Here is a 13,703-nt window from a genome sequence, read left to right on the forward strand (position 1 = left end):
GCGCGACGGCCTCGGCGCCCCGCCCGGCCAGGTGCGCGTGCCACGACGCGAGCGCCTCGACCGCCGAGCGCACCGGCGCACCGGCCGGCAGGGAGCCGAGGGCCCGGTCCGCCGCCGCCGCGGCGGCCCCGAGGTCGCCGAAGCAGACGAGCGCCGCCGCCCACTCCGCCGCCAGGTCGTAGGTCGCCGTGCCGTCGGGCATCGGACCGGTCCAGCCGCCCAGGCGGCCGCGCTCCAGCCACGCGTCGCGACCGTCGCGGTCGCCGTCCAGCGCGGCCAGGAGCGCGGCGACGAAGCACAGCCGCGGGTCCGTCCGGACGACCTCGGGCGGGAAGCGCGCGATCCAGTCGCGTGCGCGGCCCCCGAGCGCCCCGGACTGCACGAAGCGGATGCTGTGGCAGGTCAGGAGCTCCGCGGCGGCGTCCCACGCCCGGGCCTCGAGGTAGTGGTGCATCGCCTCGTAGAGCTCGCTCTCGCCGCCCTCGGTCTCGAACCACTCGCCGGCGCGGACGTGGAGCTCGCGCGCGCGGCCGGGGTCCTCCGTCATCAGCCGGCTGCGCAGGACGTCGCGCATGAGGTGGTGGCAGCGGAACCACGTGCGCTCGCCGTCCAGCGGGGTCAGCAGCAGCGACGTGCGGGTCAGCGTGCGGAACGCGCCGCGGACCTCGTCGTCGTCGCCGAGCAGCCGGACGCAGAGGTCGACCGTGAAGCGGTTGAGGACCGCCGTGTCGCGGACGACCCGGCGCTCCGCCGGCGGCCAGGCGCGCAGCACCTCGTCGGCGAGGTCGCCGAAGAGCTCCTCGTCGCGCTCGTGCATCCGCTCCATCACGAGCGCGACCGAGTCCCCCATCCGCAGGCGCAGCGCGGCGAGGTAGAGCGCGGCGGGCCAGCCCTCGATCCGCCCGTCGAGCGCGGCGACCTCGTCCCGCGCCAGGTCGAGCCCCAGGCCCTCGCGGAGGAAGCTGGCCGCCTCGTCCGTCCCGAACCGCAGGTCCTCGATCCGCACGTCGAGCAGCTCGCCGTGGATCCGCATGCGGCGCAGCGACGCCAGGCCGGGGTCGCGCCGGGAGGCGATCAGGACCGCGTGCGCGCGGGGCAGGCGGGCCAGGACCCAGTCGAGGCTGTCGCGCGCCCGCCGGTCGTCGACGACGAGGTGCAGGTCGTCGAGGACGAGCGCCAGGGGCTCGGCGTCCTCGAGGACGTCCAGGACGGCGACGAGGACGTCGTCGCGCAGGTCGGCGTCCGGCGACGCCGCGGCCTCGAGCGCCGGGTCGAGCGCCTCGCCGACGAGCGGGCGCAGCGCCGCGAGCACCGCGGACCACAGCCGTGCGCCGGCGTCGTCGGCGTCCAGGGAGACCCAGGCCACGCGGCGGGGCCGCCCCGGCCCGGCGACGTCGTCGTCGCGCGCGACGGCCCGGTCGGCCCACTGCGCCAGCAGCGTGCTCTTGCCGAACCCCGCGGGGGCGTCGACGACCACGACCCGGGCGCCGGAGCGCTCGATCGCGTCGAGCAGCGAGCCGCGCTTCACGTGCTCGGGCCGGCTCTGCGGCCGGTGGAACTTCGTCTGCGGGAAGACGGCCCCGCGGAGGACCGGCGCGGGCGACCCCGTCGCGGTCTGGGAGGCCGTGGACACCGCGGCCCATCGTCACCGAGCCCCGCCCGGGCCACAAGGTCCTGGGACCGAACCACCCGGGGTGAACCGCGGGCCCGGGGCCTCGCACCCGCCCCGCGACCGGACGCCCGCGACCAGACGCCCCGCGACCGATCGCCCCCGACCGGACGCCCCGCGGACGGGAACCCGGCCCCTACGCCGTGACCGCGCCCGCGATCAGGAGGACCACGCCGACCACACCGGCGACGACGGCCCCGATCGCGGCGAGCTTGGCCGCCTTCTCGGAGCCGGCGACGATCTCCTCCTCGGACCGCGTCGAGACGAGGAACGCGCCCTTGTCCTGCGGCTTGGCGAAGACGAGCGCGCCGGTGCGGTCCGCGACCTCGCCCTGCACGTAGAGCGCCGTGCCCGGGCGGATGACCCACTCCTCGCGCTGGAACCCGAGCGTGCCGGAGTCGTTCGTCGAGCGCAGCAGCGTCGCGAGGAACCCGCCGCCGTCCTGCTGCACCTGGTTGGCCTGCTCGAAGCGGTCGACGACGCGCTCGGGCTGGTCGATGTCCGCGCCGTCGGGGTGGACGAGGACGGTGCCGGTGTCGTCCGAGAGGCCGAAGGGCGCGATCGAGGTGTTGTCCGAGACGACGTCCTCGCGCTCCTGCCGGGTCCGGTGGGACTTGCCGTCGCGCGTGGTGGTGACCATCTCCCAGTACTTGTGGGTCACCTTCGTGCGCACCCAGACCGCGTCGACCTTCGACTCCGGCGCGTCGACCAGGCCCTGCGGGCCGGCCTGCGCCTTGCCGACGGCCTCGCAGCGCTGGGTGAAGTTGCCGCCCCCGACCTCGTCCGCGACGCCCTTGCTCAGGGTCGCGACGTCGCCGCACGAGAGCGTCTCGGTCATGGTCGCGGTGCGGGCCTTGCCGCGCTCGTGGCGGGCGTAGAACACCGCCCCGACGGCGACGAGGATCAGGACGACTCCGGCGATGAGCACCTGCGCACCCTAGCCCGCGCGACGGCGCTGCGCGAACACCGTTCGGCGAGCGGGGGCACGCCACCGGCCCCGGTGGGCACGGCGGGGCCGTCGGCCGTCCGTCCGCCCGCCCGCCCGTGGGATCAGGGCCGGGCCCCGGCACGGGACGGCCGCACTAGGATGCGCGCAACAGTGTTAGCCGGCCGCCAGGTCGGCCCCGCCGCTCCCGAAGGACCACCGTGATCGACCAGCTCCAACCAGCAGGCTCCCGCCGCCGCTCGGCCGCGCTCGCCGTCGGCGTCGCGGCCCTGCTCCTCGCCGGTTGCGGCGGGGACGACGCGCCGACCAGCGCCGCGGGCGGCAAGGGCAAGCCCGCCATCGGCCGGGCCGACGGCTTCACCGCCAAGAAGAGCCTGGTCCCCAAGGGCGACAGCGCCGACGCCGACGGGGAGGTCGAGAGCTACGTGCCGACGGGCGACATCATCGCCGACTCCGGGTTCCGTCCCGAGACGGACGGCTTCTCGTTCGAGAACTACGGCAACGACGTCGGCCCCGAGAACCTCGAGCCGGTCAACGTCCAGACGCTCTTCGGCAACATCGTCTGCCTGCGGGGCACCTCCGAGGACTGTCGGCTGACGCCCGCGGCGAAGACCTGGATGGACAACCAGAACGAGAGCATGGGCGGCGGCCACTGCCAGGGCTTCTCCGTCCTCGCGCTGCGGATGTTCGACGACAAGGTCGACGAGTCCGACTACGGCGCGCGGCGCACCGCGAACCTCGACCTCGTCGGCAACACGGACCTGCAGTCGGCGATCGCCGAGCACTTCACCTACCAGGTGCTCCCGCCGATCCTCGAGAAGCGCGTGAAGGGCACCCCGAGCCAGGTGCTGCAGACGCTCGTCGACCGCCTGAACGACGGGAAGGAGCTCTACACGCTGGGCATCTACAAGAGCGACTTCACCGGCGGCCACGCGATCACCCCGTTCGCGGTCGAGGACCAGGGCGACGGGGCCTACAAGATCCTCGTCTACGACAACAACTTCCCGGGCGTCACGCGTGCGGTGGACGTGAACACCGAGGACGAGACCTGGGACTACGTCGGCGGCACCAACCCGAAGAACACCGACGAGGTCTACGAGGGGAACGCGCGGACGGGCACGCTGGAGCTCGACCCGACGCGCCCCGGCGAGCAGGAGTCGTCGTGCCCGTTCTGCGAGGCCACCGAGCAGACCGAGGAGGGCTCGGGCAAGGGCTCCGTCCTGGCGGAGGAGGACCGCTACACCGAGCTGACGCTGACGGGCGACCCGGCCAACCACCCGCACCTCGTCTTCACCGACGACGACGGACGGCGCACCGGCATCGTGAACGGGCGGTTCCTGCGCGAGATCCCGGACGTCGAGGTCGTCAAGACCTACGCGGTGCAGAACTGGGACGAGGCCCCCGAGCCGCGATTCCGCCTGCCCGAGGGCAAGGAGTACTCGATCACCGTCGACGGCTCGCGGCTCACGAAGGCCACCAAGGCGAGCGTGAACCTCGTCGGCAACGGCCTGGCGATCGACCTCGACGGCATCGAGATCGCGCCGGGCCAGAAGGACGAGATGGCGCTTCCGGGCGGCTACGGCATCACCTACCAGACCAATTCGAAGAGCGAGATCCCCACGTCGCCCGAGTTCTACGCCGGCCTGGTGAAGGGCAACGCCGCCCTGAACTTCGCGGCGACCGCCGTGGGCGTGAAGAGCGGCTCGACGGTGTCGTTCCTCGTCGATCAGGAGAACGAGGCGGTCATCCTCGACTCCACCGGCAGCGAGGGCCTGGAGGGCCTGAAGCCGCAGTTCCTCCTGCAGCTGACGAAGGCCGACGCGAAGGGCCGGGTCACCGCCTGGCAGCGCCTGCTCGAGCTCGACGGGGCGAAGGAGCAGAAGGCCGGGTTCGACTACTCGACGGCCCCGAGGAGCGGCAAGCGGCTGCCGATCGTCGTGCTGGACGAGGACGCCGAGGTCATCCGGACGCTGACGGCGAAGCCGACCACGCCGTAGGGCGGGGCGCGGCCCGGAGCGGGGCGGCGCGGCCGACGTCGCCCCGTGGACCCCGGGGACGCGCGCGACCCGGGCGGGAGGCTCTCCCCGGGCGGTGACGCCGGCTCAGGCGGCGGCGCCGGGCTTCGTCACGCCGGGCCGCGACCAGATGTCGTTGCACGCCTCGCACGTCTCCGGCGGGATGACGCCCATCCGCATCAGGACGGCGAACATCCGGCAGCCGACGCAGATCCCGGCCAGCGACTCGAGCCCGGCGAAGACGACCATCAGGCCCAGGCAGACGTTCGCGAAGGCGGTCCAGCCCAGCGCCAGGCCGCCGATCGCGGCGGCCGTGGTGACGACGGCGCCGATCGCCTGCGCGAACCGCTTGGGCGGGCCGGGCGTCGGGCGCTTCTCTCCGAGGAACCGCGGCGCGACGACGTCCATCGCCAGCCGACCGAGCGGACTGAAGGTCGGCCCCGCGGCCGCGCGGGCGACGAACCCGTAGGCGAGCGGGATCAGCAGCCACTGCCACCCGGTGAGGAGCGCCACGATTGCGGCGATCATCACGACGAAGGCGACGAACCGCGCGGCCTTCTCGTTGATCGGATTCGGAAAGCTGAATACCTGACCCACGATCGGGACTATACGCCGTCGTCGTGCGGGCTCCATGGCGACGGGCCGCGCGACGGCGGGTCCGGTCGTGCGCGCCCCACGGCCCCACGGCCCGGCGTTCACGGGGGTTGCGGGCCGTCCCCCGAGAGCCCCGGAAGCGCGTGCCGCGCGGTGGGCCGGGCGTGGACCGCGATGATGCGGGGGTGAGCGAGAACGAGACCAGCACGCCGACCGAGCACGGCGCCCCGCCGGCCGGCTCGCCGATCGTCCCCGACCCGTCCGGACCGGTCCTCGCGCCGGCGCGCCGCTCGACGGCGGCCGAGGAGGCGCGGACGATGGTCGCCTCGACGGCGCAGGGCGTCCTGGCGTCGCTCACGTCGACGGGCGACCCGTGGGGCTCCGTCGTCACCTACGGCGCCCTGGACGACGGCTCGCCGGTGTTCCTCGTCTCCCGGATGGCGGAGCACACCCGCAACCTGGAGGGCGACGAGCGGGCCAGCCTCGTCGTCGCCGAGCCGCCGAACGACGAGAACCCGCTGGACCGCGGCCGCGTGACCCTGGCGGGCCGCGTCCACCGGCCCACCGGCGAGGATCTCGCCGCCGCCCGCGCCGCCCATCTGCGGGCGATGCCCTCGGCGGAGCTCTACGCCGACTTCGACGACTTCCTCTTCTTCGTCCTGCGCGTCGGCCGCGTGCGCTGGGTGGGCGGCTACGGTCGCATGGACTCCGCCACCGCCGAGGACTACGCCGCCGCCCGCCCGGACCCGGTCGCCCCGCACGCCGCCGGCGCCGTCGCGCACCTCAACGACGACCACCCCCACAACCTGCTCGAGATCGCGCGCGCCCTCGCCGGCTTCCCGGACGCGACCGCCGCCTCCGCGGTCCGCGCCGACCGCCACGGCATGGACCTCGCCGTCGAGACCCCGCGCGGCACCGCCTGGCCCCGGGTCGGCTGGACCACCTCGATCGACGACGCGGGCGGCCTGCGTGCCGCGTCGGTCGACCTGGTCCGGCGGGCGCGCGAGGCGGCCTGACCCCCGCAGACGCGGCGGGCAGAGCTCTGCGAACGGGGCGGACGCGGCGGCCGGGCGGACCCGGCAGGCCGCGGCCCCTCGCGCCGACCGGACCGGCCGCCCCAGATCCGCGGTGTGGACATCTTCCAGCGTGACTCACCCGGTGAATACGGCGATGCACCGGATGAATCGCGCTGGAAGAGGTGTACGTCCCGGCCGCGGGAGCGCTCTCGATGCCTGCGCGCGACGGCGTGAGCGCGCACTCGTCAGCCGTGCGCACCCGTCAGCCGCGCGGGCGCAGCCGGCCGAGCAGCTCGAGCGCCGCGGCCTTGTGCAGCGGCTCGTTGAGGTTGCCGCACTTCGGCGACTGCACGCACGAGGGGCAGCCCGAGTCGCACGGGCACTCCGCGAGCAGGCGCTCGGCGTCGGCGGCCCAGGCCTCGAACTCGCGGAACGCCTGGCGGGCGATCCCGACGCCGCCGACGTGGCCCTCGTAGACGATGATCGTCGGCCCGTTCGTCTGCGGGTGCAGGTTCGTCGACAGGCCGCCGACGTCCCAGCGGTCGCACATCGCCAGCAGCGGCAGCACCGCGATCTGCGCGTGCTCCGCGGCGTGCAGCGCCCCCAGGACGTGCTCCGTCGGGAACGGCTCGAGGCCGATCGGCGCGTCGCCGGCCCCGCCGCCGGGCACGCCGCCCCCGTGGATCAGCGCCCCGGGCTCGTACCAGACGGCTTCCGTGGTGAACGAGACCGACGGCAGGTCCACCGTCCGCAGGTCGACGATCTCGCCCGTCTTGCGACGCCGTCGCTGGTAGGCCAGCACGGTGTCGGTGACCGTGACCGTGCCGTAGGTCAGCCGCATCGGGCCGCCGAGCGTCTGCACCTCGCGCCGGTCGAGGACCCGCTCGAAGAGCACCTCGATCTCGCGCTTGGGCTCCGTCCACCAGTTCCCCGCGAACGGCTCGACGACCGCGTAGCCGGACTCCAGGTCGAGGCCCTGCACCTCGTACTGGGTGCCCTGGTGCAGGTAGATCGCGCCCTCGTGGACCGTCGACGGGGCCTTGTCCTGCTCGACGTGGCCGATCTCCTCGCCCGTCGTGCCGTCGACGATCACGACGCGGTGGGTGCTCGCGGACCGCAGGGCCACGTCGCCGGCGGGGAACCCGTGGCCGTCGACGGGACGGAACACGCCCGAGCGCTCGCGCAGGTCGCCGCGACGGACGAGCTCCTCCGCGTGCGCCCGCCAGCGCGGCCCCAGCGCCGGCGCGTCGCGCTCGTCCAGCGGTGCCTCGTAGGCCGCACAGAGCAGGTGCGGCAGGTGGATCGACTCGTTCTCGTGCTGCAGGATCGCCGCCTCGACCGGACGGCCGAGGAACTCGTCGGGGTGGCGGCAGAAGTACTGGTCCAGTGCGTCCTCGCCCGCCACGTAGACGGCCAGCCCGCGGCCCCGACGGCCCGCACGGCCCCACATCTGGCGGAGCGACGCGACCGTACCGGGGAACGTGACGACGACGCACGCGTCGAGCTCGCCGATGTCGATGCCCAGCTCGAGCGCGGTGGTCGTGACGACGACGCGGACCTTCCCGTCGACGAGCTGCTGCTCGAGCTCGTGGCGCTGCCCGGTGGTGTACCCCGCGCGGTACGGCACGACGGCCCGGGCGAGGTCCATCCGGCCGCGCTCCTCGAGCTGGTCCTTCGCGATCTCCGCCACGACCTCGACGCCCTTGCGCGAGCGGATGAAGCAGATCGTGCGCGTCCCGGACTCCGCCAGGTCGGCGAGCATCTCGCCCGCCTCCGTGAGCGCGGAGCGCCGCACCCGCCCGGCGATGAGCTCGGACGCGTCGAGCAGCTCGACGTCGGGGTTGGACCCGGGGGACTCGAGGTCGGAGCTCTCCGGCTCGACCTCCGACGCGTCGCCCGCCGGGTGGACCGTCGCCATCGGGCCGTCGTGGTTGAGGTCCGCCAGGGGTGCGGCCCCGCGCCCGTCCCCGGCGCCGAGCAGCGGCCGGTCCGCGTTCTCGCGCCGCACCCGCGCGGCGGTCGCGTGCTGGTCGTCGTCCTCGTCGAAGAGCGGCGGGTTCCACATCGCGATCTGGCGCGCGGTGCCCGGCGCGCCGTCCTCGTCAATCAGGGCGACGTCCGCGAGGCCCGTCAGCGCCTCGACGTGCTCGACCGGGTTGGCGATCGTCGCCGAGGCGAGCAGGAAGCGCGGGCCGGTGCGCATCCGACCCTCCGGTCGCAGGCGGGCGTCCTCGTGGCGCTCCGTCAGCCGGCGCAGCCGCCGCAGGACGTTCGACACGTGCGATCCGAAGACGCCGCGGTAGACGTGCGCCTCGTCGATCACCACGACCCGCAGCCGCGCGAGGAAGTCGGCCCACAGGTCCGGCCGCGGCAGGATCCCGACGTGGAGCATGTCCGGGTTGGTCAGGACGACGTTGGCGCGCGTCCGGACGTCCTTGCGCGCCTCGCGGGGGGTGTCGCCGTCGTAGATCGCGACGCGCAGCTCCCGCGACAGGCCGAAGGACGCGAGCGACCGCGCCTGGTCCTGCGCCAGCGCCTTCGTCGGGTAGAGGAACAGCGCGCGGGCCCGCGGCTCGCGCAGGAGCGCCTCGATCGCCGGCAGCTGGAACGCGAGCGACTTGCCCGAGGCGGTCGCCGTCGTGACGACGAAGGGCCGGGCGGGCGGCAGCCCGAGCGCCTGCGCCTGGTGCGTGTAGAGCTCGGTGATCCCGCGATGGGCCAGGCCGTCGAGGAGCCGCGGGTGCAGGTCCGACGGGATCGGGGTGGTCCGCGCCGCCCGCGCGCCCTCGAACGCCTCGCGGACGAGGCGCTCGTCCTCGCGGCCGGCCTCGAGGGTCGGCCGCCACGGGTCGGGGGGACGGGACGGCATCCCGACGGATCATGACGAACGCACGTTCGCCCCGTGGCCGACCGGGGGCGCCCCGCTCCTACGCCGTCGTGGCGAAGTGCTGCTCCTGGTCGGCGGTCGGGCCGAGCTCGTCCGGCAGGTCGCCGGCGGGCACCGCCTGCCACTCGTGCTCGCCGCGCGCCCGGCGGCGGCGGTAGGCGAGCCGGCCGTGGGCGTTCATCACGTGCCAGGCGGCGTGCGTGGCCGGCGTGACGAGCGGGATCCAGAAGCGCGACTCGAGCGGGTCGAGCGGCGTGACGGACCCGGGGGTCACGGTCGCGCCGATGTGGCCCTCGCCGTCCTCGAGCGTCAGGCGCGCCAGGATCGTGCCGTCGGCGTCGCAGATCTGGGTCTCGCCGAGCATCTGCGTCCGCCACGGCACGAACGGGGCCATCGGCGTCCGCGATCCGACCGGCCCGACGTGCGCCGCGTGGACGACCGGTGCGCCGACCAGCCGTGCGACCTGGCGGGGGAGCTCGCGGCTGGCCTGGCGCCAGACGAGGTGCTCGCGCCGGGTCCACGCCCGCAGCGGGCCGCCCCAGTTGTCCGGGAACGACGGCCAGCACATGCCGCCGAGGACGAGGTCGACGCCCTGCAGGCGACGCGCGGTGCGGAAGCGGATCCACTCCCACCCCGAGGCCAGGCCCACGTCGAGGCCCAGCGCGGTGCAGTGCGTGCGACCGTCGTCGTCGCCCCCGCGGTAGTAGTGGTTCTCCCACGCCGTGGGGGTGTCCTTGTCGTGCAGGTGGGCGCGGCCGTCGGGCTCGGCGAGCACGTAGGTGCCGTAGGCGTCGTCGCCGCGTCGGGCGAGGAACCCCCCGGCGATCACGACGTCGAGCTCGCGGGCCAGGCCCGTCAGCAGCCGGAACGGCGCGCCGTCGACGGGCCGCGCGACCCCGCGCAGCTTCTCGTGGAAGACGTTCGGCGAGGTCATCGCCTCGGGCACCACGATCACCTGCGGGTCGTGGGCGCGGTGGGCGTCGCGGATCAGCGCCTCGATGCGGACGAGGTTCGCCTCGACCGCCCCGAGCTCGAGCCGGGGCTGGACGGCGGCGACGCGGATCGGATCGCGGGGGCTCATGCGGGGACCTCGGTGGTGGGGGACGACGGTGTGGGTGCCGCGACGGCGACGGACGCGGGGACCGGGACGCGGGCGCTCGACGCGCCGCTGCCCGAGGAGGACGTGATCCCCGCGGAGGACGCGGGCGTCGCCACGTCCCGCCGCGCCGGCGCGGCCGGCCACGTCCATCCCGGGTGCTCCGAGCCGGTCACGACGCGGGTCGAGCGGAAGCGCCCCGCCCGGGCCTCGGCCCGGACCGCCAGGTCGGTCCGCAGGTCGGGGACCGACGCCCGCAGGATCGAGAGCGCCTGACGGGGACGGCGGGCCATCGCGCCCACCGCACCACCGACCAGCCGGGGCACCGTGAGCACCTCCTGCTGGGTGCGCGTGCGCTGGAAGAGATCGCTGAGATCGGGAGCGCCGCGGCCCTGCGCGCGACGGGCGATCTCGACCAGCGCCGGGGGCTGCGGCGCGATCCGCGTCTCGGCGTTGGCCAGGTGGTAGGCCGCCAGGCACTCCTCGTCGCGGAGCTGCTCCCAGCGCCGGAGCGCGGCGTCGAGCGCCGCGGGGTCCTCGATCGCCGCGGCGGCGGCCTCGCCGGCGGTCCGCCCCATCCACAGCGCGTCGCGCTGCCCCTGACCGATTACCGGGTCCTTGAAGTGGCCGGCGTCGCCGATCAGCGCCCAGCCGGGGCCGCTGCTGGGCCGGAAGTACGCGGAGACGTCGTTCGTCGAGCGCAGCTTGCCGACGTTCGTCGCGCCCGCGATCCGCTCCGCGAAGCCGGGATGGCGGCGCAGGAACTCGGCCCACGTCCCCTCCGGGTCCTTGCGGGCGCGGGGGACGTCCGCCGCCGGGCCCATGACCAGGGCGACCGTCCTCGGCCGCGGCGCACTCGGGAAGACCATGCAGAACGAGGTGCCGTCGCGCCACTGCATCAGGGTCTCGTTCAGCTCCGTCCCGGCCTGCGGATCGTCGAGGTAGCGGAAGACCAGGCCGCGGCCGTTCAGCGAGCCGCGGTAGGGGCGCCACGCACCGACGCGGGCGGCGACGGTGGACCGCCGCCCGTCGGCGCCGAGCACGAGCCGGCAGCGCACGTCACGGACCTCACCGTCCGCGTCGCGGTAGCGGACGCCCGCCGCGCGGCCGCCCTCCCACAGGACGTCGAGCATCTCGCTGCCCTCGCGGACGTCGGCCCCCGCACGCCGGGCGGCGTCGGCGAGCACGACGTCCTGGATCGTCCGCGGCACGCAGAGGACGTAGTCCGTCTCGCCCTCCGGGCTCCACCGCTCCCGGACCGTCACGTCGTCGCCCATGTGCAGCTGGATCCCGCGCATGTACGAGGGGTCGAGGGCCAGCAGGTCGTCCAGCGCGCCCATCCGGCGGACCTCCTCGATCCCCGCGGAGAAGAGGACGTGCGTCGAGAGGGTGTCCGACGGGAGCTTCCCGCGTTCGAGCACGACCACGTCCTTCCCGGCCCGGGCGAGCGCGGCCGCCGCGGCGCTGCCGGCAAGGCGTCCTCCGACGATCACGACATCATGGGTCTCCATGGGCCGAACCTACCCCGGCACCCGCTACAGTTGCAAGTGGATTCAGAGATGAAGTCGATTCCAACTGCAGGCGGTCCCGCCCTCGACGATCCGGCAGGCCGGCGCCCGGCGCGCGGCGAGCGCCGGGCCGCGCGCACCCGTGCGGCGATCCTCGACGCAGCCGAGCGGGCCTTCCGCGCCGCCGGCTACCGCGGCACGCGCATGGAGGACGTCGCCGAGGCCGCCGACGTCGCGATCGGCTCGATCTACGGCCACTTCGGCAACAAGGACGGCCTGTACCACGCGCTCGCTGAGCGCTCCGTCGAGCTCTTCGGGGAGTACATGGAGCGCGCCTACGCCGCGGGCGCCACGCCCCTGGAGCGCGTCATGGCCGCCGGCGACTCGTACCTGCGGTTCCACCTCGAGCACCCCGGCGCGTTCCGGTTCTTCGCGATGGGCGACACGGACGCCGGGCCGGTGATGGACGCCGAACTGCGTGAGCGGGTCAGCGGGCGGACCGAGGCCCTGATCGAGCGCTTCCGCGAGGAGATCCAGGCCGCGATCGACGCCGGCGAGGCCCGGCCGCTGGACGCGCACGACCTGTCGCGGTTCCTCTGGGGCGCGTGGAACGGCGTGATCGGCCTGACGCTGCGCGGCGACCGCATGGCGCTGGACGACGACGCCGTGGCCGCCTGCATCCAGACCGGGCGGCGCCTGGTCCTCGAGGGCCTGGTCGCCCCGTCCGCCCGCGACGCAGCGGGCGACGCCCTCGCCCGCCTGGTGTCGACCGAGGACGTCGACCCCGGCTGACGCGCGGGGGGCCCGTCACCGCCCGGGCGGGGCCGTGGACCTGGGCGGGGCGGAGCGGGCGTCCGGCGGTGAGGCCGCCGGGACGACCCCGCGGCCCTCAGCCCGGCGCCGCCGGCCCCGCGCGCCGCTGCGGGTGGTCCTCGGGGATCTGCACGAGGACGAGCTGCAGCCCGTCGGGGTCGGTCAGCGTCGCCTCGACCAGACCCCACGGCTTCCGTGCCGGAGCCTCCAGCACGGGGACCCCGGCGTCGGCCAGGCGGGTCGCCTCCGCCTCGACGTCCCGGACCTGCAGGAGCAGCCGGGTCGCGGCGGAGGGCGTCGCGTCGCCGGACCCCGACAGCTCGAGCAGCCCGCCGCCGAGGAAGAAGACGATCCCGGGGTGCCCGGCGGTCCCGAACTCGCGGAACACGCCGAGCCCGAGGACGTCCTCGTAGAACCGGCGCGACGCGGCGTGGTCGCGCGGGTGCAGCAGGACGCGACTGGCGAGGACCTCCATGCGCCCATCGTAGGCCGCGGGGCCCGCCCGACCGCGATCAGCCCGCGACCCGGCGGGCGAGGCCCGGGTAGGCGCGCACGAGGCCGTCGGCGTCGAGCTCGAGCTCGGCCACGAACCGGCGCCCCTCGCCGACGTAGCGGACGACCGACCCGTCCTCGGTGCGCCGCACGTGCTCGTAGCGCTGCGGCGACGGGACCACCGCCAGGGACGGCGCGTCGACCCAGGCCATCAGCAGGTCGTGCTCGCCCTCGTGGATGTTCAGCGTGTGCCGCCGGACGGGCATCAGGTTCGTCAGCGGCGACGCGCCCAGGTCGCAGTCGATCGCCCCGCGGAGCAGGGCCATGTCGCCGCCGGGCTCGGCCAGTCCCGGTGCGCTCCCGGACTCCGCGACCTCGCAGCGCCAGCGGCCCGCGCCGTCGTGGCGGAGGTCGATCTCCCGCGACCAGCCGGCTCCGGAGGACCGCGCCTGCAGGCGGTGGGTCTCCCAGCCGGCGGTCGTGTCGAGCTCGTACTCCAGGCGGTACGGGACCGGATCGACGCCCAGCTGCGTGCCCTTGGCGCGGACGCGGTCGACGCCCAGATCGACGACGGCGACCTCCGCCCGCCAGGCGTCGGTCCCCTCCCAGACGATCGTGCGCGCGCTCATCGCCCGAGCGTACCCCGGCGGGGTCGCCGGCCCGCCGC

10 protein-coding genes and 1 pseudogene are annotated in these 13,703 nt (G+C 75.1%); 3 read left to right on the top strand and 8 right to left on the bottom strand.

Features of this window, described 5'->3' with window-relative positions:
• Together Q7T67_RS10415 and Q7T67_RS10420 are read right to left on the bottom strand one after the other, a co-directional pair.
• A pseudogene (locus Q7T67_RS10415) lies at nt 1-1,633 on the bottom strand (hypothetical protein); the annotation flags it as partial.
• A gap of 172 nt (nt 1,634-1,805) precedes the next feature.
• Nucleotides 1,806-2,597 carry a GIDE domain-containing protein gene (locus Q7T67_RS10420; RefSeq protein ID WP_304788787.1) on the bottom strand — a complete coding sequence of 264 codons (792 nt, stop codon included), beginning with the start codon at nt 2,595-2,597 and terminating at the stop codon, nt 1,806-1,808.
• Between the two features lie 218 nt (nt 2,598-2,815).
• On the opposite strand from Q7T67_RS10420, the gene Q7T67_RS10425 reads away from it, so the two are divergent.
• Entirely contained in the window at nt 2,816-4,612 is a 1,797-nt protein-coding gene (locus tag Q7T67_RS10425; RefSeq protein WP_304788789.1) for a hypothetical protein, read from the top strand.
• 105 nt (nt 4,613-4,717) lie between these two features.
• On the opposite strand, the gene Q7T67_RS10430 is transcribed toward Q7T67_RS10425, so the two are convergent.
• On the bottom strand, nt 4,718-5,227 hold the full coding sequence (locus Q7T67_RS10430; RefSeq protein ID WP_304788791.1) for a DUF4395 domain-containing protein: 510 nt from the start codon (nt 5,225-5,227) through the stop codon (nt 4,718-4,720).
• Nucleotides 5,228-5,409: 182 nt separating this feature from the next.
• Between Q7T67_RS10430 and Q7T67_RS10435 the strand changes: the two genes are divergently transcribed.
• Nucleotides 5,410-6,240 (top strand): HugZ family protein, encoded by an 831-nt coding sequence (locus tag Q7T67_RS10435; protein ID WP_304788792.1) that lies wholly within the window; start codon nt 5,410-5,412, stop codon nt 6,238-6,240.
• A 262-nt stretch (nt 6,241-6,502) separates the two neighbouring features.
• Here the strand turns inward: Q7T67_RS10435 and Q7T67_RS10440 are convergent, their stop codons facing one another.
• The 3 genes from Q7T67_RS10440 to Q7T67_RS10450 are packed head-to-tail and all read right to left on the bottom strand — an operon-like array spanning nt 6,503 to nt 11,734.
• Nucleotides 6,503-9,109 carry a DEAD/DEAH box helicase gene (locus Q7T67_RS10440; protein WP_304788794.1) on the bottom strand — a complete coding sequence of 869 codons (2,607 nt, stop codon included), beginning with the start codon at nt 9,107-9,109 and terminating at the stop codon, nt 6,503-6,505.
• Nucleotides 9,110-9,167: 58 nt separating this feature from the next.
• A complete protein-coding gene (locus Q7T67_RS10445; protein ID WP_304788796.1) occupies nt 9,168-10,208 on the bottom strand; it encodes a carbon-nitrogen hydrolase family protein in 1,041 nt (346 codons plus the stop codon).
• A complete protein-coding gene (locus Q7T67_RS10450) occupies nt 10,205-11,734 on the bottom strand; it encodes an NAD(P)/FAD-dependent oxidoreductase (RefSeq protein WP_304788798.1) in 1,530 nt (509 codons plus the stop codon). Before Q7T67_RS10450 ends, Q7T67_RS10445 begins: the two co-directional genes overlap by 4 nt.
• Before the next feature lie 36 nt (nt 11,735-11,770).
• Here Q7T67_RS10450 and Q7T67_RS10455 point away from each other — a divergent pair, with 36 nt between their 5' ends.
• A complete protein-coding gene (locus tag Q7T67_RS10455) occupies nt 11,771-12,523 on the top strand; it encodes a TetR/AcrR family transcriptional regulator (RefSeq protein ID WP_304788800.1) in 753 nt (250 codons plus the stop codon).
• A gap of 97 nt (nt 12,524-12,620) precedes the next feature.
• Here the strand turns inward: Q7T67_RS10455 and Q7T67_RS10460 are convergent, their stop codons facing one another.
• Both Q7T67_RS10460 and Q7T67_RS10465 read right to left on the bottom strand, forming a co-directional pair.
• A complete protein-coding gene (locus Q7T67_RS10460; RefSeq protein ID WP_304788802.1) occupies nt 12,621-13,019 on the bottom strand; it encodes a VOC family protein in 399 nt (132 codons plus the stop codon).
• Between the two features lie 37 nt (nt 13,020-13,056).
• Complete coding sequence (locus Q7T67_RS10465) at nt 13,057-13,665, bottom strand: putative glycolipid-binding domain-containing protein (RefSeq protein ID WP_304788804.1); 609 nt, start codon at nt 13,663-13,665, stop codon at nt 13,057-13,059.
• Between the last annotated feature and the right edge of the window lie 38 nt (nt 13,666-13,703).

It is taken from the genome of Patulibacter sp. (assembly GCF_030655195.1).
Classification (GTDB): Bacteria; Actinomycetota; Thermoleophilia; order Solirubrobacterales; family Solirubrobacteraceae; genus Patulibacter.